This window comes from Paenibacillus sp. G34, from assembly GCF_056856875.1.
The window spans coordinates 4,604,984-4,624,171 of the sequence record NZ_CM166469.1 but is presented as its reverse complement, the minus strand read 5'-3'; the positions used below and the strand labels follow the sequence as shown (position 1 = coordinate 4,624,171).

16 protein-coding genes are annotated in these 19,188 nt (G+C 45.8%); 12 read left to right on the top strand and 4 right to left on the bottom strand.

The window, feature by feature from the left end; all coding sequences use genetic code 11:
• The first annotated feature begins 54 nt into the window (after nucleotides 1-54).
• The 5 genes from AC1VYS_RS21015 to AC1VYS_RS20995 all read left to right on the top strand — a co-directional run bounded on the left by AC1VYS_RS21015 (nucleotide 55) and on the right by AC1VYS_RS20995 (nucleotide 7,873).
• Nucleotides 55-1,968: an AraC family transcriptional regulator gene (locus AC1VYS_RS21015; RefSeq protein ID WP_482911311.1), complete on the top strand. Its 1,914-nt coding sequence runs from the start codon at nucleotides 55-57 to the stop codon at nucleotides 1,966-1,968.
• Between the two features lie 690 nt (nucleotides 1,969-2,658).
• Nucleotides 2,659-4,902, top strand: coding sequence for a carboxylesterase/lipase family protein (locus AC1VYS_RS21010; protein ID WP_482911310.1), 2,244 nt, complete (start codon nucleotides 2,659-2,661; stop codon nucleotides 4,900-4,902).
• A gap of 215 nt (nucleotides 4,903-5,117) precedes the next feature.
• On the top strand, nucleotides 5,118-5,936 hold the full coding sequence (locus AC1VYS_RS21005) for a MerR family transcriptional regulator (protein WP_482911309.1): 819 nt from the start codon (nucleotides 5,118-5,120) through the stop codon (nucleotides 5,934-5,936).
• A gap of 88 nt (nucleotides 5,937-6,024) precedes the next feature.
• A complete protein-coding gene (locus AC1VYS_RS21000; protein ID WP_482911308.1) occupies nucleotides 6,025-7,215 on the top strand; it encodes an MFS transporter in 1,191 nt (396 codons plus the stop codon).
• 214 nt (nucleotides 7,216-7,429) lie between these two features.
• On the top strand, nucleotides 7,430-7,873 hold the full coding sequence (locus AC1VYS_RS20995; protein WP_482911307.1) for an Hsp20/alpha crystallin family protein: 444 nt from the start codon (nucleotides 7,430-7,432) through the stop codon (nucleotides 7,871-7,873).
• 217 nt (nucleotides 7,874-8,090) lie between these two features.
• On the opposite strand, the gene AC1VYS_RS20990 is transcribed toward AC1VYS_RS20995, so the two are convergent.
• A complete protein-coding gene (locus tag AC1VYS_RS20990; RefSeq protein ID WP_482911306.1) occupies nucleotides 8,091-8,648 on the bottom strand; it encodes a DUF1697 domain-containing protein in 558 nt (185 codons plus the stop codon).
• A gap of 169 nt (nucleotides 8,649-8,817) precedes the next feature.
• On the opposite strand from AC1VYS_RS20990, the gene AC1VYS_RS20985 reads away from it, so the two are divergent.
• Complete coding sequence (locus tag AC1VYS_RS20985; RefSeq protein ID WP_482911305.1) at nucleotides 8,818-9,186, top strand: VOC family protein; 369 nt, start codon at nucleotides 8,818-8,820, stop codon at nucleotides 9,184-9,186.
• 116 nt (nucleotides 9,187-9,302) lie between these two features.
• Here the strand turns inward: AC1VYS_RS20985 and AC1VYS_RS20980 are convergent, their stop codons facing one another.
• Nucleotides 9,303-9,950: a hypothetical protein gene (locus AC1VYS_RS20980; RefSeq protein ID WP_482911304.1), complete on the bottom strand. Its 648-nt coding sequence runs from the start codon at nucleotides 9,948-9,950 to the stop codon at nucleotides 9,303-9,305.
• Nucleotides 9,951-10,317: 367 nt separating this feature from the next.
• On the opposite strand from AC1VYS_RS20980, the gene AC1VYS_RS20975 reads away from it, so the two are divergent.
• The 3 genes from AC1VYS_RS20975 to AC1VYS_RS20965 all read left to right on the top strand — a co-directional run bounded on the left by AC1VYS_RS20975 (nucleotide 10,318) and on the right by AC1VYS_RS20965 (nucleotide 13,986).
• Entirely contained in the window at nucleotides 10,318-11,952 is a 1,635-nt protein-coding gene (locus AC1VYS_RS20975) for a DUF1593 domain-containing protein (protein WP_482911303.1), read from the top strand.
• A 220-nt stretch (nucleotides 11,953-12,172) separates the two neighbouring features.
• Complete coding sequence (locus AC1VYS_RS20970) at nucleotides 12,173-12,979, top strand: alpha/beta fold hydrolase (RefSeq protein ID WP_482911302.1); 807 nt, start codon at nucleotides 12,173-12,175, stop codon at nucleotides 12,977-12,979.
• A 23-nt stretch (nucleotides 12,980-13,002) separates the two neighbouring features.
• Nucleotides 13,003-13,986, top strand: coding sequence for a sensor domain-containing diguanylate cyclase (locus AC1VYS_RS20965; protein WP_482911301.1), 984 nt, complete (start codon nucleotides 13,003-13,005; stop codon nucleotides 13,984-13,986).
• A gap of 103 nt (nucleotides 13,987-14,089) precedes the next feature.
• On the opposite strand, the gene AC1VYS_RS20960 is transcribed toward AC1VYS_RS20965, so the two are convergent.
• The gene (locus AC1VYS_RS20960; protein WP_482911300.1) at nucleotides 14,090-15,583 is read right to left on the bottom strand and encodes a right-handed parallel beta-helix repeat-containing protein; all 1,494 of its coding nucleotides are present in this window, start codon (nucleotides 15,581-15,583) and stop codon (nucleotides 14,090-14,092) included.
• Between the two features lie 111 nt (nucleotides 15,584-15,694).
• On the opposite strand from AC1VYS_RS20960, the gene AC1VYS_RS20955 reads away from it, so the two are divergent.
• Together AC1VYS_RS20955 and AC1VYS_RS20950 are read left to right on the top strand one after the other, a co-directional pair.
• Nucleotides 15,695-16,351 (top strand): DUF2625 domain-containing protein, encoded by a 657-nt coding sequence (locus tag AC1VYS_RS20955; RefSeq protein ID WP_482911299.1) that lies wholly within the window; start codon nucleotides 15,695-15,697, stop codon nucleotides 16,349-16,351.
• A gap of 81 nt (nucleotides 16,352-16,432) precedes the next feature.
• Entirely contained in the window at nucleotides 16,433-16,909 is a 477-nt protein-coding gene (locus AC1VYS_RS20950) for an SMI1/KNR4 family protein (protein ID WP_482911298.1), read from the top strand.
• 155 nt (nucleotides 16,910-17,064) lie between these two features.
• On the opposite strand, the gene AC1VYS_RS20945 is transcribed toward AC1VYS_RS20950, so the two are convergent.
• Nucleotides 17,065-18,396, bottom strand: a complete 1,332-nt coding sequence (locus AC1VYS_RS20945) for an MFS transporter (protein ID WP_482911297.1) — start codon at nucleotides 18,394-18,396, stop codon at nucleotides 17,065-17,067.
• A gap of 264 nt (nucleotides 18,397-18,660) precedes the next feature.
• On the opposite strand from AC1VYS_RS20945, the gene AC1VYS_RS20940 reads away from it, so the two are divergent.
• The gene (locus AC1VYS_RS20940) at nucleotides 18,661-19,044 is read left to right on the top strand and encodes a VOC family protein (RefSeq protein WP_482911296.1); all 384 of its coding nucleotides are present in this window, start codon (nucleotides 18,661-18,663) and stop codon (nucleotides 19,042-19,044) included.
• Nucleotides 19,045-19,188: the final 144 nt, after the last annotated feature.

Below are 19,188 nucleotides of genomic sequence, written 5' to 3'. Positions count from 1 at the left end.
TGAAATCGGACATGCATGAACAAAAGTCCAATGATCGTTTTGAGGTGATTCAACATGAAAGAATGGTCAGAAGCCATTCGGTGGTGGAATGATAAACAAGTGAAGCTTATCGATATCCGCCATAGTGTATTGCATCCGGGGCAGGAACTTTCGACAACGATTTTGCCCACACGAGCTTTTTTGATCATGAATAAGGGTGAAGCTGACATCCAATTCGGGACGGACAGGTTTACATCAGATCAGACACTCATTTTACATGGTGAAAAAGGTACATCTCTGCGTATTCGCTGTATGCAGCGAACGCTGGATTATTATTTGCTTCTATATAAACCGCAATTGACTACGGCTAGCCTTGATCTACCGGGAGATCAAAATATACAAGGAGACAGTATGTGTTCGCGGCACGAGTATCATTTTGCAGCATCCTATCCATTAACGATTCTTGCGATCGTGGAAAAAATGGCTGACTCATGGACGAGTGGTGAGGAACTGGATCGGTTGCAGGTTACCGGATTATTCCATCAGTTTGTGTATGAGCAATTTCGCCAGTGGAAGATGGCGCGTCAGCAGAAGGTCGAATCGCTGGAGCTTGCAGATCAGATTGAAGGCTACATTCAGGAGCACTATGCACACACAATCTCCATGGAAAATATGGCTGCACATTTTCACTACAGCACACATTATCTGGCCCGAGTATTCAAGCGTAAGTTCGGATGCAGCCCGATGGATTATGTGATCCAGACCCGAATCAAGCGAGCGAAAACGTTGCTCACTGAGACGGAAGCACAGATTCGCGAGGTTGCTGAAAGCGTTGGATATAAGGATCTGTACTATTTTAGCCGCATTTTCAAGAGAACGACAGGAGAGACCCCGGCACAATATAAGCTGCACAGTCATCGAATTAAAGGTTCAAATCGTACGAACAAGAGGTCGGAATCGTTCATTGCTGACAGGCACAAGCATAGTTATATTGGTAATAACGATAATCATTATCAATACAACACATGGAGCGTGGACGAGTTGAACCTTCGATTTAAGCCAACATTGGCGGTTAGTTTATTATTTAGTTTATCGCTGCTGCTCGCAGCATGCGGGGCGGGAACTGAACAGCCACAGCCTGCAACAAGTGCGGAACCGATACAGGAGTCTAGTCGAACGTATACGGATGCTACAGGAAGACAGGTTGAGATTCCAGCGAAGCCTTCCAAACCTGTGGTCATTACATATGGTGGATATTTATTACCTTTGGGTGTGAAACCGGCTGGAGTCAATACGGAGACACTTGAACTGTATCCAGAAGAAATGGCTAGTGTACCGGATATCGGATCAGGCAACGGCAACGTTGAAATGATCTCAGGTCTGGAACCGGATGTGATCATTGTACCGGACTACACTAGCAAGGAAATTGTAGACACGTATGCGAAAATCGCACCAACGATTACGGTGGCTTGGGGCGGTGATCCAGATGTGATCAATACGCTGAGAACGATGGGCGACATTATGGATCGTAAAGATGAAGCCGAGCAATGGATTGCAAAGTTTGAAGCGAAACTGAAGAGCATTCGCAGTGAATTGAACATCAATATTAAACCGGGTACAACAGCGATGTCGTTTGTGATCTACAATAAAGAGGTATTGCTTGGCGGTGAAGGCGGTACGTTGGGCAAGCTGATCTATGAGGATTTTGGATTCTCCATGCCCGAGCAGTATAAAATCTATTCGGATGGCGGCACTGTGCTGTCCTTGGAAAAACTGGCAGACAAGCCTGCCGACTACTTCTTCACTCAGATGGAAGATGAAGAGATGGATCAGATGATGGAACTGTTTGAGGAACCGGTGTATCAGAGCATTCCCGCGATCAAACATCATCGAATTATCAACGTGTCCAGGAACTACTGGAACTATGGGCCGTATCTGGCGGATAAAGGTCTGGACAGCTTGATTGAGCAAGTGAAAAACCTTCAGTAGCTGTAAAAACTGTAAAGCTGTAAAAGCAATAACTGAGCGGTCAGCTATAACAGCATGATCTCAACGAAATATCTGAACTTAAAACCATGAATGGTTCCATCCGGATGTGTTCATGGTTTTTTTATAGCGTGAGTCGAGAACTGTAAGCAGTGATACTTTTCTAAAAAGATATTGCTAGCGCTTTCATTGTGTGCTAATATCACGGTAATAACAGGATTGTAACCGATCTCAGGGCAAGACCTGTTCCAGTTCATTCGCTTTGTTCGGAAAGATCAGGCGATTGATTGCGTTTTACTATATAAGATGAATGATTTCTTTTACACGTCTGTCATCGGAGTGGATTGTGTAAAATCTTTAGTTTAACTTATATTGAGTGACAATAATTCCATATCACACCTCATTATTCTCAGGGTTGTTACGTATTGCAGGCAAAACCTGAATTGAGGGCAACAGACGATGTGATCCAAAGTCTGTGCGCCTTTGATTCAGGTTTTTTTATATAAAAATTCGCCTGAATGTCATAACTGAAGGGTTGCAACAGTTCATGTCAGCAGAAAGGAGGGCCGCTCTTTCATTTATCCCAAATCAAGAAATAGAATGATCCAAACCTTGGAATACTGTACCGAGCGGTGCAATATTTCGAAAACTATTTATCCATCATACACGACTAGACAACGAGGAGAATAACCAATGAAAAAATTGAAACGTTCTATTGCAGTAGCAGCGATTCTAAGCATGTGTGTATCGGGTCTACCCGCTTATGCAGCAGGGAATACAGCTCCATCCTTGTCCCCGGCTATGGACAAACTGGTAAAAGCAGAGCTTATTCGCGGGAATGGGCAAGGAGTGAACGCGGCTTACCTGAGTAAACATGCCACACGTATTCAAGCCGCAGTGCTTTACTTGCGTTTATCTGGTCTGGAAAAAGAAGCGCTGGCCTATCAAGGAACCGAAACGTATACGGATGCCGCTCAGGCAGGCAAAGTGTTGCAACCCGTCGTTGCATACTTGAAGCAGCATCCTTATTTAGCTGGTGTGTTCACGGATACGGAACATTTTGCGCCTAATGCTCCACTGACAGCAGAGGAATATGCAGATTTGCTACTCAAGGCGCTTGGTTATGAAGCAGGAACGGATTACACATCAGGAGAAGCTTCCGCATTTGCGGCAACCCATGGTATCAAATCCCTTCAAGGAAAAGGAACGACACAACTGACCAACCGTTTAATGGCTGAAGCCACGGCACAGGCTTTGCAGGCTCAGCTCAAAGATGGCACAGCTACGCTCGAACAACTCTGGTCCAAACATAAACAGGCGGGAGCGTTTAAACCTCAAACGTTGCAACAAACAAAATACGGTGTCATTGATGGTAAAGCCTATGATCAATACGGCACGCTTGGCTGGCTTGGTGTCCCATATGCGGCACCTCCTGTAGGTGAGCTACGCTGGAAAGCACCACAAGAACCGAAGGCTTGGACAGGCACAAGAGAAGCCAAAGAGTTCGCGGCAAACAGCTTGCAAATTTCCGGTAAAACGACAGCGGGTAGTGAGGATTCCTTATATCTGAACATCTGGCGTCCGAATACAACCAGCACCAAACTGCCGGTCATGGTATTCCTGCACGGCGGCGGTAATATGACTGGATCAGCCAAGGACTTCCAGGGAGAACAGCTTGCACGCAATACAAACAGTATCATTATCTCGGTAAACTACCGTTTGGGAGCACTAGGTTTCTTCCAGAATGCTGCGCTAAAAACAGGCAATGCTCTGGATGATTCCGGCAACTATGGCTTGCTTGATGCATTCCGTGCATTAGAGTGGGTTCAGGATAACATTGCAGGTTTTGGTGGGGACACCGGAAATGTGACACTTGCGGGTCAATCTGCCGGGGCGCGTGATGTTCTAGCGACGCTTATCTCACCGCTTAGCAAGGGATTGTATCAAAAAGCGATTGCATTCAGCGGTGGTTTGACGACAGCTTCACCTGAAGAAGGACAACAGAAATCCGAGGATGCGATCGTGAAGCTGCTTGTGCAAGAAGGCAAAGCTGCAAATAAAGGCGAAGCCACGGCTTGGATCAGCAAGCAAACACCTACGCAGCTGGAAACGTACCTACGTGCACTGCCTGCGGATAAACTGGTGACAGTATTTGGTGCAACGGCTATCCGAATGCAACCATTCCCGCATTTGTTCCGTGATGGTACGGTCATTCCAAAAGAAGGTTTTGAAGCGATCAACAGTGGCAAATATGCGAAAGTTCCTGTGCTGCTCGGCAGCTTGGAAACCGAATTCTCCGCTTTTGCATTCGGTGATCCCAACTTTGCTCCATCCATCGGTGATGGAACATTGCTCAAAGATCAGACGAAAGCGGCTCAATATGCCGCTGCGCTTAAATACGGCAGCGAGGCATACGCGGGCTTTAATGCGGAACGTGTAGCTGAAAAGTTAACCAGTGCAGCTGGTCAGCCGCCAGTATATGCATATCGTTTTGCATGGGGAACCCAGTCTGGCGTCATCTCGGAATATCTACAGACGATACTGGGCGCTCCACATGGTGCTGATATGGACTTTTACACAGGAAAAGCAGCGGGTATTGCAGCTTACTTCCCTGAAGGTTACTTCAGTGATGTCAACAAGCCGGGACGTGAGCAATTGTCTGCTGCGATGGCAGCTTACCTGAAACAATTCCTGTACACAGGTAATCCAGGCACAGGCGGAACGTCTGCGCTTGCTGCATGGACACCATGGACGAAAGATGCGAAGGCACCGATTATGCGTCTGGATGCAAATAACACTACCGCCGAGATCGGCATGTCCTCTCAGTATAATCAGGGCAAAGAAGCGGTGATGGCCAAGATGAAGAAAGAATTGCCTGAAGAGACATACAAACTGTTGACGGAAAAAGTGTTTGCAGGTCGTTTCTTCTGGGAGTAAATGAAAAACAAAAAAAATTAAATTAAGAAAAATGACGGCAATTAATTTAAAATGAGAAGGAAGGACAGGGGAGTATTGCTCCTGTCCTTTTTCTGTTGCCTTTAGAATTGTGACTACATAACTCTGACTTTATGTTCCCTACCATGCAACCCTTGACTTTCCCCTGCACGGGAGACTGTATACTCACGTTAAGCTAATGGATTGGAGATGATACATTGTTCAAAATCAGTACGTTTGCCAAACTCAGCAAGCTTTCTTTGAAAACGCTGCGCTATTATGACCAGATTGGTATCCTCAAGCCGCGTAAAGTAGACGAGGACACAGGCTACCGATATTATTCCGCAGATCAGTTGCTCGAACTTAACCGGATTCTGATCTATAAGGAATTGGGCTTTACACTACCGCAGATCACGCAGCTACTGAAGGAAGACATCTCGCATGAGCAGATTCAGGGCATGTTGAGACTGAAGCGAAGTGAGATTCAACAAATGATTGATATGGAACAAGCCAGGCTTGTCCGCATTGAGGAACGCATCCAGCTTATGGAAAGCGAAGGACAATGGGAGACAGGCCAGGAGATCCGAATTAAAGCCGAGGCTGCTCAGACCTTTATGTTCTTTACTGCAAACGGGGGAGAAGAGCGTATTCCTGAGCTGCTGGGTCATCTGGATTCACTGCTAACCAAAGACCTGCGCCAATGGATTCAGGGCCCACAGGTTGTGTTGTGGCGAGAGGTGGATGGAAAAGAGGATGAATTCGAATACGAAGTCGGTTACTTCTTAACGGGTGAGCCTCCTGCAGTTGCTGAGCCATTTCAGCTCCGGAATCTGCCGCCGGAACCGATGGTCGCCTCTATGGCGTTTCATTCGCATTCCACATTTGATGGGGCAGCCTGCGTGCATTTAGCGCGGTGGATCGAGAAAAACAACTACCAGATCAAAGAGAACGAGCCGGGCAGGGAATACTATTTGCCCTTATCCCCTGAACAGGATGCACAGTACATCGAGATTCAGATTCCTATCACATGTAGATGACGATATAAGTTGAACTAACGGTGGTTTACACGGACACTACGATGAGGCTTAAGTGAAAATGAACATATAGAAGATGGAGTGAGAAGGGTTGAAAAATAAAGGCACCATTTACATTTTGGCACTTGCTGTGTTTCTGATCGGTACTATTGAATACATTATTACCGGAATTATTGAGATGATGGCTGCGGATCTTGGCGTATCTACGGCGGAAGCGGGCATGCTTGTCACGGTATTTGCCCTTGCAGCAGCTATCGTTGCGCCTATTCTGATCGCTGCAACAATCAATGTCGATCGCAGGAAACTTTTACTGTTCACCTTTGGGGTATTTATTGCCAGCAATGGTATCATGATGTTGGATCTCTCGTATGAGGCGATGATCTGGATACGCATCATTCAGGGAGCAAGCGGTGGCATGACAACGGTCGTTGCGATGGCGGCAGCAACAAGGCTTGTGGAGAATGAAAAGCGTGGTAATGCGATTGGAATTATTCTGATGGGATTAAGCAGCTCACTTGTGCTTGGTGTGCCGATCGGTACATTTTTCAGTGAAATGTTTGGCTGGAGGATGTTATTTATTGTCATAGGTCTGCTCAGTGTTATTCCATTTCTGATTATCTATCAAAAGGTTCCTTCCATCCGCGAGCAAGAGAAGGTAACCGTAAACATGCAGCTCTCGTTGCTGAAAAACAAATCGATTATAATCGCATTGATGATGTCACTGTTATATGTGGGCGGTTACGCAACTTTGTTCACGTATATTACGCCGTATTTGCAAACGACTTCGTCACTTACCATGACCGAAATTAGCCTGATCTTGTTTTTGGCAGGGATCTGTAGTTTTATGGGTTCGAAATTGGGTGGACAACTGGCGGATGCCAGAGGATCGAAGTTCACCATTTTTCTTGGGTTAGTGTTGCAAGGTCTGACGCTTCTATTATTTGCTGTAACGGGTGCACATCTGATCTTGTTGATCCTGGTTCTGATGATATTTATGTTGGCTACATGGAGCATCTCTCCTGCCCAACAATTATATCTGGTGACGTTAGCCCCTCGTAGTCCGGACATTGCGCTAAGTTTGAATACGTCATTTATCCAATTTGGCTTTGCACTGGGTTCCGGATTGGGCGGGATTGTGATCAGCCGTTCATCGGTTCTGGCATTGAATTGGGCAGGTTTTGCTGCGGTAGGTTTAGCTGTTTTATTAGCAGTACTACAGTTTAGGGGAGCAAGCAAGAGTAAAAGATTAGCGACTTCTGGACAGGAGATCAATACGCAGTGAGTAGCGGCGAAGTATCGAAAATTGGTCAGATAAAGTCAGAAGGTCAAAAATAGTCAAATCAAAAGAAAAATCGATCTATTTTTATCTAATTAACCAAGACGGCAGATCATCGCGCTATATCGCTTTTAATCGACTTTGATCCTTGGCGGTGTCCTGATTAAAATAATAGATGTAAGCAACAACAAACCCAACCACATTTAAGGAGATGATGTTCATGTTTGATCTGATTCCATTTCGCAGAAGAAATGATGAGCCGTTCGGACAGATGCTGAAATCCTTCCATGACATGGTTGACAGCTCATTCTTCTCTTCGTTTGGAACCGGTATGCAGCCATTCCGCACCGATATTCGGGAGGAAGATGGCAAATACCTTGTTGAAGCTGAACTGCCGGGCATTGCCAAAGAAGATATTGACATTCAGGTACAAGGTAAGGAACTTGTCATCCGTGCCAAACGTAACGAACTGGTCGAACAGAAGGATGATGAGGGTCGAATGATTCGTCAAGAACGTCGTGCTGGGGAATTTGTCCGCCGTTTCTACGTGGATCATATTGATGAAGAGAATATCAAGGCACGACTGGAAAACGGGGTGCTGAAGCTGGACATTCCAAAACGTCCAGGCGATGAGCAAGCACATAGACGCATTCAGATCGACTGATGAAGGCATAATTATAGTCACAGGATTGCAAGGTAGAATTCAAGACGTAAAATGAAATGCAAAAGTAAATACAGAAGGACTTAACATCCGAGAACGGATGTTAAGTCCTTTTGTTATGTAATACATGTTTCATGTTCCACAGGCAGGAATGAATTCCCCGTGAGGAGAGGAGGAGCCTGTACATGATAGGAGCCTGTTCCTGACAGGAGTATTGATTTTAATTTTCAGCAGCGGCTTGCATAAGTGCATAAATTTTACGCGTCGTATTAACGTTTCTCACCGTCATGTACGAATAGATCTTCGAGCTGGCGAGTTTATTCATGCCGCTCCTCGTTGCTTCCTCTCGACTAACTGAATACAGAAGCGCACCAGGTACATACATAAGCTCGCCTACACCGGGTTTCAGGGGCAGCTTCTCCAGAATATCAACATCGTTAATTTCCTCCCACAAAAAGAAAACATCACTTTTGGCCTGATCATCATTCGTCCAATCAGAAGGCAGTGCCTGTATGACCGATGTGATCTCATCCATATCTCGGACTAGCACTTTAATCTGTAAGCCAAAATCCGCAGCAATGGCCTGTTCCAAAATGGCAGATATTTCAGCGTGGGCATCACTTCGTGCCTGATCATCGGCAAAGATGATATTACCAGAATTGATGTAGGTTATCACTTTGTGCATTCCAGCTTGCTCAAAGGTTTCCTTAAGCTGCTTCATGCCGATTTTGTTATTGCCACCTACATTAATGCCACGTAGCAAAGCAACGTAGATCATGTATACATCCTCCTCACTACTTGAAAAGTTTTAAAAAATGAAAAACGCTACTGACATACTGTTGGCAAGAGAGGGCTTTTATACTCAAGATACACATCAAGCAAGCGAGGTTATGTAAAAGATTTTAGTAATCTTTGATTAACCCAATATAAAGGAGGACGTTATTCATATGTCAGTCATTGGACCCGATTTTATTTCACTTCAGGTGACCAATCTTGAAAGCTCGGCAACATTTTATCAAAATCATCTTGGTCTGGTCCGTTCACAAGCTGGACCGCCTCACGCAGTCGTTTTTGAAACAAAGCCCATCGCATTTGCACTTCGTGATCTTATGCCAGGAGTAAAACTTGGTACAGACACGCAGCCTGGGCTTGGTGTTGCTCTGTGGCTGCATGCCCCTGATGCACAAGCCATCCACGACAGGCTTCTCGCAGCAGGTGTAAGAATTACATCCGCGCCAATCGACGGACCATTCGGGCGCACTTTCACATTTGCTGACCCAGATGGCTATTTAATCACCCTTCATAGTAAAGCCTGATATTACTCCCCAAGTGGTACACAGCTATAATGTAATGCTGTTACTGTGAGGGGAGTTTTTTTAGTCCCTTATTGTTTATAAAACCATCCGAATTGTCTTCCTCATTCTCATATACCTCATAAAGATAGATACTCGATAAGATGTTTTGTGTGTGCTTCTCCGAGCAGTTCCCTTAATTTTGGCTGCACCTGGGCAAGGTATTCGGGTTTGGTTTCGTAGGTTTCTTCGTCCTTCACTTCTCCCCCCAATGAACGTGCGTTTTCAATCAGGATGGCAAGAGCATTGAAAAAGTCGGCTAGGGAATCCGCAACTCGTTTTGGTTCTCCACCCTCAAAGGCAGCGTAGAGAGGAGAATGGGGAGCTTCTACGTCAACGATGATCGGATCATCATTCACATTAGCGATTACAACATGATGTGGCGGCCAGGAATCGGATTCTTCGAAAGGTTCTTGCATACCGACCCAGCGAAACCCCAATTGCTGACGATGCAGATGCTCGGGAGAAACGAAAAAGAGCAGAGCGGCATCGCCGATTTCGACAGCTGCGTTTTTCATTTTCAATGTTCCTTCGGCTTGAGCATCTACCATCTCATAGTGACTATAAAAGAATTGGAGTTCCGGCGAAAGGGAAATACGTTTGTCCACTTCCGGCTGAACAGGGAGCAACCGCGACCGAAGATCGTGATTTTGGAAAAGACCGTAAGCTTCATTATATAAGTCTTGTTGTTCTACGAAACGAGTTAAAGCTAACTCCAGTTGTTGCATAGGTTCGTTCCTCCTGACAAGTTATACCTATTATTTTATATCAAATCGGCAATGGCTTACACCCTAAAAATGGCCAGATGGGGATTGTTGAGAGAAGTAGTGATACATACAAGAAAGAGGAATCGTTGAAATGAATCCGTTTACAAAATAGATGGGAATTGATATTATGTTATTTAATACGGATTGTTACTGTTGCGAACAGGCAAAACCTGAGTATCGATATGTGGGAGACCGAATAGGACCTCGTACATATGGATATTTGGGTTTTTTTTCATTCAACAGGCCATAAGAAGGGAAGAAATGCGACGTACAAGACGTGTACTTAAACAGTATGCTGTTGTCCAAATAGGAAGGGGATGTCGTATGTATGAGTAAACGAAAATGGTCGATCAGATTTGCCACAGGGTGCCTTTGTCTAATACTTGTCCTTAGCGGTTGCGCGGCACAAACACCTCAAACTGCCACAGAGAAACCGAAACAGGAAACAGAGCAGAAAACAGAAGAAAAGTCGGGAGACGACAACAGTCAGATAAGCAAAGGCAGAACCGTTATAACTACAGATGGTGAAGTAGATGATATGAATTCTGTGATTCGTTTCTTGTTGTACGCGAGTGAGATGGATTTGGCTGGAATTGTACTCACCAGTTCGGTCTATCATTATGCAGGAGATCAGGAAGCAGGAATCCAACCGTTTCGCTGGACCGGTACGCAATGGATTTATGACATGATTGATGCTTACAGCGAGATCTATCCCAACTTGTCCAAACATGCGGAGGGCTATCCGGAACCGGAACAGTTACGGGCCATGACCAAAATCGGAAATATTACCGACAAGGGCGAGATGGAGAAGGAAACCGAAGGTTCCGTATTTCTCGAAACCCTTTTTCTCGACAACGATCCGAGGGATCTGATCGTTCAGACATGGGGCGGCACCAACACGACAGCCAGAGCGCTGAAGTCTATTGAAGAGAAGTACAAAGGTACGGCAGATTGGGAAACGATTCGTAAAAAGGTAAATGACAAGCTGGTCCTCTATATCATTCTGGATCAGGATGATAGCTACACCCACTATATTGCGGAGAATTGGCCTGAGATTCGGATCCTGAATGACCAGTCTAACTTCTGGCACTTTGCATATGCCTGGAAATTCCATGCGGAAGAAGTGAACAGCAAGCTGCACGGCGACTGGATGGTCAAACATATTTTGAATGGACATGGCAAGTTGCTGGATATGTATGCCACGATGGGGGATGGCAAAATGATTGAGGGAGAACTGGCTGAAGAACAGCGTGGCAGTGCCGAGTACCTCAAAAATAATCCGCAATATGACAAGTATGATTTCATCTCAGAGGGAGATTCTCCATCCTTCTTTTACCTGATTAATAACGGGCTGCGCAGTATGGAAGATCCATCGTATGGTGGATGGGGTGGACGCTTTGGTGTAGTCAACGACAAGCTGTTCCGAAACAATGTCCTGGATTATGATCCTTACACTAAAAGGTACGAAGCCGAATATTCCTTGATGCGATGGTTCGATGATATCCAAAATGATTTTGCAGCACGGGCAGACTGGGCGGTCGCAGATACCTTCGAAGGTGCCAATCACAATCCAAGGTTAACAATTAAGGAGGGATTGGATCTGAGTGTCCAGCCCGGTGAACAAGTTACGCTTCACGCTGAAGGCCAAGACCCGGACGGTGATCAGCTGACGTATAAGTGGTGGAGATATTTTGAAGCAGACACGTATGAGGATTCCAACGTAAAACAGGAAAAAGTCGAGCCTGAAATGGCAGGTGATCTACAGCTTGGCTTGCATCGTGAACTGGCTAAAGGAGAGAAGATCGATACCATCCCGTTAAAAGGAAGTCAAACCGATACCGTAACATTCATGGTGCCAAAGGACGCCAAATCGGGGGATACGATTCATATCGTTGCTGAGGTTCAGGACGATGGAGAACATCAATTAAAGCATTATCAGCGTGTGATTCTGACTGTGAAATAATTCATCATGGGTATACCAGGGGCATCGCTTGTCATGTAAATCATTGACGAGGGATGCCCTTTCGTGGTCATATGCTCCTGAACAGGGATCAATGAACAGAGAGAATAGTTAACGGGCTGTGAGAGCAAATAGGTTAATATTACTTATTTAAATCCCAACATTTTCCGTTATAATAATTGAATAGATGACTTGTGAAAATTTTTTAGCAGAGGTGAGTAAGATGACGGTTGATGTCCTTGTACGCAACAATGTAAATGTACTTGGTACAGGCGTTCAGACGATTATGTTTGCACATGGCTTTGGGTGTGATCAGGATATGTGGCGACATATCGTGCCTGCTTTTTTTGAACAGTACCAGGTTGTTCTCTTTGATTATGTTGGTTCCGGGGAGTCCCAAATTAAATATTATGATGCTCTTAAATATAATGATCTTCATGGTTATGCCCAGGATGTACTTGAGATTATGGAAGTGCTGGAACTTCGGGATGTGATCTTTGTCGGGCATTCCGTCAGCAGCATGATTGGCATGCTTGCCTCCATTCAGGCTCCACACTTTTTCAAAAATATCGTTATGCTTGGACCATCTCCGCGTTATTTGAACGATATGCCCGATTATTATGGTGGATTTGAACGGCGGGATATTGATGAATTGCTGGAGATGATGCAATTGAATTTTATCGGCTGGGCGAGTTATTTGGCACCTATTGTGATGCAAAACCCGGAACGAAAGGATCTGACGGAGGAGTTAGAGAAGAGCTTTTGTTCCCGTGATCCGCACATCGCTCGGCAATTTGCTGAAGTGACATTCCTGTCCGATTGCCGGATTGAATTGGATTTAGTATCGGTGCCAACCTTGATTTTGCAATGCTCGGATGATAGTATCGCTCCTGTGGAAGTGGGGGATTATTTGCATTCCCATCTGAAGAACAGCAGGCTCACTCAGATGAATGCCAAAGGACATTACCCTCATCTGAGTGAACCCGGCGAGACGATTCGATTGATTAAAGATTATCTGGCTAGTGCATAACATGCAGAAGAAAGGCTGTTTTTATGGACAATCAATTAGATACGGCACCTTGTGGATACTTCTCGATATCAGATTCAGGCGTGATCTTATCGATAAATCAAACGTTGCTGAGCATGATCGGGCGTGAACGGGATGAGTTGATGGGCAAACATATTGAATCCGTGATGTCCGTCACCAATAAAGTGTTTTTTCATACGTATTTCTATCCGTATATTCAGTTGTATGGTCATGTGGACGAGATGTATTTTTCGTTTCGCAATCGTGACCAGGAAGACGTCCCGGTGTTGCTCAACGGGGTGCGTCAGATGCGGGATGGGCAACATGTGGTGGACTGCGTAGTCGTCATTATGCGCAAACGGATTGAACATGAAAAGGACATTTTAAATACCAAGACCAAGCTGCAGGAATTATATCAGGCAACACAAGAGGCGAACCAAGAGCTGGAGCGTCTACATGAAGAATATCAAATCAAAGAACAGGCGCTGATTAAAGTCAATGAACAATTGGAGTTGATGGCGTCTACCGACTTATTGACAGGTCTCAAGAACCGCAGGTTTTTCCAAGAAAAAATGGCTCATCATCTATCGCTCTATCAAGAGGAACAGCGAGAATTTTCACTGCTTGTAATGGACATTGACCACTTTAAAAGCATTAACGACACCTACGGACATCCCATCGGTGATCTGGTACTAGGTAACTTGGCTACGCTACTGTTATCCATTTCGCGTGAGGTCGATGTGGTGGCACGTTACGGTGGTGAGGAGTTTGTAATCATTCTGGCGAATTGCGGAGAGGAACAAGCCGTTAGTATCGCAGAACGATACCGGTCACAAGTAGCTTCAGCGGATTGGGGGGAATATCACGTTACGGTGAGCATTGGCGCGGCAACGATCTCGGCAGCAGATACGGAGCTGTCTGTGTTTCAAAAAGCAGATGATGCGCTCTACGCATCCAAGACGGGCGGGCGAAATCGGGTAACCCATGCCGCTAGTTTGATCCGGCGTTAAGCCGGGCTAAGTATTATAAAAACGGATCAGTAGGCAGAGAGTCTTTGCTTACTTGATCCGTTTATTTATTAGTAAAGACGATGATTAAAAAGGAAGACAACGTCTATCTCGGGGCCAGATAGCCGTAGCTTATGGCTGGTGAGCCTGTTCGCAGGCGATAATCTCCCTTTGAGCTGTTCACAAACGCTGGATTGACGTAGCGTGAGTGTGTGTCATTACCTGTACCTTGTTGGTACGCTGCAACACCGGAATAGCTTTTATTTTTCCAAACCCAAAGGGCCTCCTGCGCCTCGCCGTTAACGTAATAAAGGTTGTGGTCGAACACATTGCCTGCATTGCTTGTGTATTCGTTGTAGATCAGCACGTCTGAGCTGTCAGCGGCAACAATATTACGGGTGAAGGTGTTATTTCGGGTGTGTGACTGGATCAGAAGCTGTCCGTTGCCTGCGTTTAACGTATCATTGTGTGCGAGTGTATTGTACATGATCTGGCTGTTTTCCGTTGCGCCCCGTTCTTCGTCATAACCTCCCATGGCGATGCCTGTTAGTCGATTGGCATAGATCAGGTTATCACGAACGGTGATGTTGCTGGTGGATCGACCGGCATGTTCTGAGGCTATCTCAATTCCGATATCATTTCGGTATACTTTATTGCGATCGATGATGTGATGGATGCCGCCGTCTACATAGATCGCTCCGGCCGAATTACTTTTATTCGGAAGTGGAAGACCGTAAGATGGATTGCGGGTTGATGTGATGTTATAGATGGTGTTGCCGCGAACGATACCGTTTCTTGCCCGATCATACGTGTCATCCTCTGAAATGCCCTCATATCCAATCAGATCAATACCGATGTTGTCCGTATCATGAATGGTATTGTTTATAATGGCGAAGGTGTCAACATTGCCGTTAACCGCAAGTGATTCGCTGGAACCTAACACGAGGTCATACAATTCGTTATCTTTAACGATGATATTGCGTAGAGCCTGTGGATGCTCTGTGCCGTAGATGGCGATTCCGTGTGCATCTCTGCCTTGCAGTCCAGCGCCTTTTGGCGTTGCCCGGTTAGCTATAGCATGAATCTGGTTTCCGAGAAGCTGCACGTTCTCCCCTGCTCCATGTACATAAATCCCGACAGGGACTTGTCCCGTCTGAGTGGTGGAGAAGCCACGAATCTCCAGATTGGAGATCGTAACATGGCTGACATTATCCAGTTCGATCATGCCTTCGACACCACGTACAGATAACTTCTTGCCATCGAGAATTGCTTTCTCTCCAGGATAACTGGAGATTAGCGTAGGTTTGCCTGAAGAAAGCCCGCTACGGGTTATTTTGACTTTTTGGGTGTAGACACCTTGGCGCAAATAGATCGTACTACCGGGAGAAGCATGATCCGCTGCATACTGAATCGTCTTCCATGGAGAATGGATGGTTCCGGGATTCTTATCGTTTCCCTCTGGTGAAATATAATAGATGGTCTGATCATTCGTTTCAGTATGGATAGCTGGTTGTTGAGGAATGGAGAAGGCTTGATCCTGGCAGCCCGAAGATGTGAACAACGTCAGGATTAGAGCAGGGAGCAGGATGAAACGAAACAAGGTTATTCCTCCTTTAATTACAATGTGAAAGCTAATTATATCAGATTTGAATGGTAGAATAAGCCATGATATGCTTGGAAAAGTCATGAAATGGAGAGGAGTCGTCAAATGATGAATAAACTGTCTGCTGAAGAATTAATCGATCAGGAAAATCATGCCTGGCCGGAGCTCAAAGCGCTTATGGATCAGGGGGAGAATACATATACCTATGTTCCGGCAAAGCCGGAGATGGGCAAGAATACGCTACACCAGCTCCAAGTGAGCACGCGTTCCTATCTGGGGGCTGTTGCCTATGAGACAGAGGGCATGGTGGTGGATCATGGATGGATTACGCTACTAGGCGCAGGCGGTGAAAGTGTATATGGCAGTCTGGCCAGCTGGAATGGCTTGAGTGCTGAACCTGCTGTAGAGGCACTAGCGGGCATGATGGTTGTGGCCTATGATGTGGCTGGAGGCTTTTTTGCACTGGATACCGGGAAGTTCGATGGCTCGGGACAGATTTATTATTTTGCACCGGATGCCTTGGAGTGGGAATCAACAGAGCTCTCGTACTCCGAGTTTATGACTTGGCTGGCTGAGGGTGATCTGCAATTATTTTACGAAACGTTTCGCTGGAAAAGCTGGCAGGAAGATATGGCGCAACTGGACAAAGACCAAGTGTTTGCTTATTTTCCTCCGCTCTGGACAAAGGAAGGTAGCGGAAAGAAAAGCAGCAAAACGCCAGTTCATATTGCTGAAGCCTGGAAAGCGGCACTCGAAGCGAAGTGAAAGGTACTTGCAGTCAGGTGAGTTGACGTTGGCTGGGTGAGTTCGTTTGGAATTGATCAACCTGAGAGAGGACGAATAGGGATGAGTGAGCAGAATGATTATGCAAGTCTGGCGCGTATTCAGTCTCATTATGGCATTGCTTTTCCGCAGGAGTATCTGGAATTTATTCAGCTGCACGGCGATGCTTCCTTTGATCTGATACAGGGCAGAGAGACGGAAGATTGGGAAATTCGTTTTCATGTACTGGATGATCAGTTTATCGCGAATAATGCTGCGTTGGTGGATGAGGTTAATCCTGATCCGCGGCGAATTATTCCGATTGCGTGGAGTGTCAGCAGTGGTAACAATTATTTGCTCGATTATCGGGAGAACAAAGCGTCCCCTTCTGTACTGGTGATGGAGCATGAACTGGCGATGGTACGAGAAGATGCGGAGAGTGAAGCAGAGACGATGGAAGAGGCACAGCAGTTGATGGAGGAAAACGTGAGGCTGCTTGCTGCTCATTTCCGGTCATTTGCCTCCCTTCTCCAGGTGCGGCCACCGCAAGTGCAAGAATAAGATTAGCATGTCAAGATAATCGATCGTAAAAATAGATATGTAAAAGTCAAAAAAAGGCTCGCAAACATATGCAGGCCTTTTTTGATTTAAGTAAAATGTGATTTTTCCAGAAGATCTATCCGGTGACATGAGCACGCTTCATTAGCTACCCGATGTTACAGAGGTTCGCGCTTGGTAAGTGAAGTAGCCTTACTGTGCCATAGCGTCAGTCCAAGCGAAATGAGACATACCACCAGCAGGCAGCCATACACCACGTGATAAGCTTCTTTTACCGTTACGCCTGGTATAGCGTGCAGTAGCAACCCGCACACGGCGACAGACACCGAACCGCCAAAGAACTGGATCAGTTGTAGCAATCCCATCCCTGAACCAATCTGGTTTCTAGGCAGTACACGTGAGGCTTCGTTATTCAGGGAAGCCATAGAGGCCGATAGTGCTGGCGAGAAGAACACATATCCGCCTGTAATGATCAGGGCAGACTGATCAAGTCCAAGCATGAACAAAACAAGAACGGCGGCCAGCATAGACTGTCCGATCAGCATAAACCGTATATTGCCATAACGGTCAATCCAGCGACCGACATAACGGGTACAAAATGCCGAGATGATCGCTCCGGGAGCGATTAACAGGCCAATAGCAAGGGGAGAACGATGATACAGATCCGCAAGCACTAACGGCATGAGGAACAGGTTCCCGAGATTGACTACCAGCACGCAGAAACCAATAATAATAAGCCGGGTGAAACCCGGTGTTCGAAACACCTGTGGGTTAACAAAGGGCAACCTTGCTCTGCGAATATACAGAATATGAGCAGCCAGAGAGGCTATGCCGATGACAAGCCATATCCATGAACGCTGTGTAATGGCCACGAGCAGGGTGGTCGCATTAATAATGGTGAGCAGAGCACCCGTAAGGTCAAATGGCTGCTCTTTGTTCGCAGTTTCCCGTGGTAAAAAATAGACCAATACCGGCAGGGCGAGCAGCACCAGCACCGTAATCGCAAACAACCCGTTCCAGCCCATGTACTCACTGATCAGTCCGCCGACAATTGGACCAAGACCAAAGGCCATCGCGCTGCCTGATGAGATGAGCGCCAGGGCTGCACCGCGCCGTTCTAACGGAATGTAACGGCTTGCAATGACCAGACCTAGGCCAGCCATAACCCCTGCCCCTGCGGATTGCAGAATACGCGTTGTAAGCAATAAAGCAAAGTTATGCGCGAACAGACCAAGTACGGACGAGCAACCGAGAATCAGCAGCCCAATCGTGACCAGCTTACGTACCGGTATTCGGTCAGACAAGCGGCTGTAAATTACGGTAGACAGGGCATATCCGATGGAATAACTAGAGATAACCCAGGACCCTAGGTCAGAAGTGATCTGAAGATCACGGATAATAACCGGCAGCGAAACGTTAAACATGGTCGTATTCATCACCACGATGAAGAGGCAGCATGTCCAGAGCGGCATTACAATTTTTTCTTTCACTTAACCATTCCTGTCTTGTATGAAGTTATTGTATGATATGAATAAGCCTTAGCATGTAACATATTGAGGATATTGAGGACAAAACAATATTTTATTTTACTCCTCAACTGTTAATATGGCAATAGTGTCATAGTTTATGAGTTCGGTACATAACAAGCAAAGCAGGGCTTGACCAAAATTTTGACTAGAATCAAAACAGTAGTACAGTGCAATGCGCACAACAAAAGTAACACAGCACAATTTTACATGAAGGAGATTAGTTCTATGAAGTCAGAATTATTAGAGTCCCACAGCGTGTTTCCAACCCTGGATATGAGGAGAACAGCTGCTTTCTACGAAGAAAAATTGAAATTTCGGGTGGTTGAATATTTGGACGTCGCAGAGCCCCATGTCTGCCTGTACCGTGATTCTACGGAGATTATTTTAACCCAAAGCAATGGACAGAAGGTCATCCCCAACAGAGAATTATACGGCTACGGATACGATGCCTATTTTATTACCAAACAGCAGGAAGAGCTCGAAAAAGAGTTGATCGATGCAGGTGTAACGATTGTTCGTTCCTTCCATCATTCTGATTATAATAACAAAGAATTTGTGATCGAGGATATTGACGGACGATGGATTGCCTTTGGTATCAAGCAGGGTTAGTAGAAGGTACTGGAATAGAAGCAAGACCCAAGAAGCAATACCCAAAAAGCAATACCCAAAAAGCAAGACCCGAGAAGCACCGAACAATCTATCTATGGTGTGAAAAAATAACCCGGATAAACAAACAGGCGCCCTTCAAAAAAG

Bases quoted from the DNA above. Each gene is read 5' to 3' on its own strand.
- AC1VYS_RS21015 (WP_482911311.1), top strand. From the start codon at position 55: ATGAAAGAATGGTCAGAAGCCATTCGGTGGTGGAATGATAAACAAGTG.
- AC1VYS_RS21010 (WP_482911310.1), top strand. From the start codon at position 2,659: ATGAAAAAATTGAAACGTTCTATTGCAGTAGCAGCGATTCTAAGCATG.
- AC1VYS_RS20995 (WP_482911307.1), top strand. From the start codon at position 7,430: ATGTTTGATCTGATTCCATTTCGCAGAAGAAATGATGAGCCGTTCGGA.
- AC1VYS_RS20990 (WP_482911306.1), bottom strand. From the start codon at position 8,648: ATGATCTACGTTGCTTTGCTACGTGGCATTAATGTAGGTGGCAATAAC.
- AC1VYS_RS20985 (WP_482911305.1), top strand. From the start codon at position 8,818: ATGTCAGTCATTGGACCCGATTTTATTTCACTTCAGGTGACCAATCTT.
- AC1VYS_RS20980 (WP_482911304.1), bottom strand. From the start codon at position 9,950: ATGCAACAACTGGAGTTAGCTTTAACTCGTTTCGTAGAACAACAAGAC.
- AC1VYS_RS20975 (WP_482911303.1), top strand. From the start codon at position 10,318: ATGAGTAAACGAAAATGGTCGATCAGATTTGCCACAGGGTGCCTTTGT.
- AC1VYS_RS20970 (WP_482911302.1), top strand. From the start codon at position 12,173: ATGACGGTTGATGTCCTTGTACGCAACAATGTAAATGTACTTGGTACA.
- AC1VYS_RS20965 (WP_482911301.1), top strand. From the start codon at position 13,003: ATGGACAATCAATTAGATACGGCACCTTGTGGATACTTCTCGATATCA.
- AC1VYS_RS20955 (WP_482911299.1), top strand. From the start codon at position 15,695: ATGAATAAACTGTCTGCTGAAGAATTAATCGATCAGGAAAATCATGCC.
- AC1VYS_RS20950 (WP_482911298.1), top strand. From the start codon at position 16,433: ATGAGTGAGCAGAATGATTATGCAAGTCTGGCGCGTATTCAGTCTCAT.
- AC1VYS_RS20940 (WP_482911296.1), top strand. From the start codon at position 18,661: ATGAAGTCAGAATTATTAGAGTCCCACAGCGTGTTTCCAACCCTGGAT.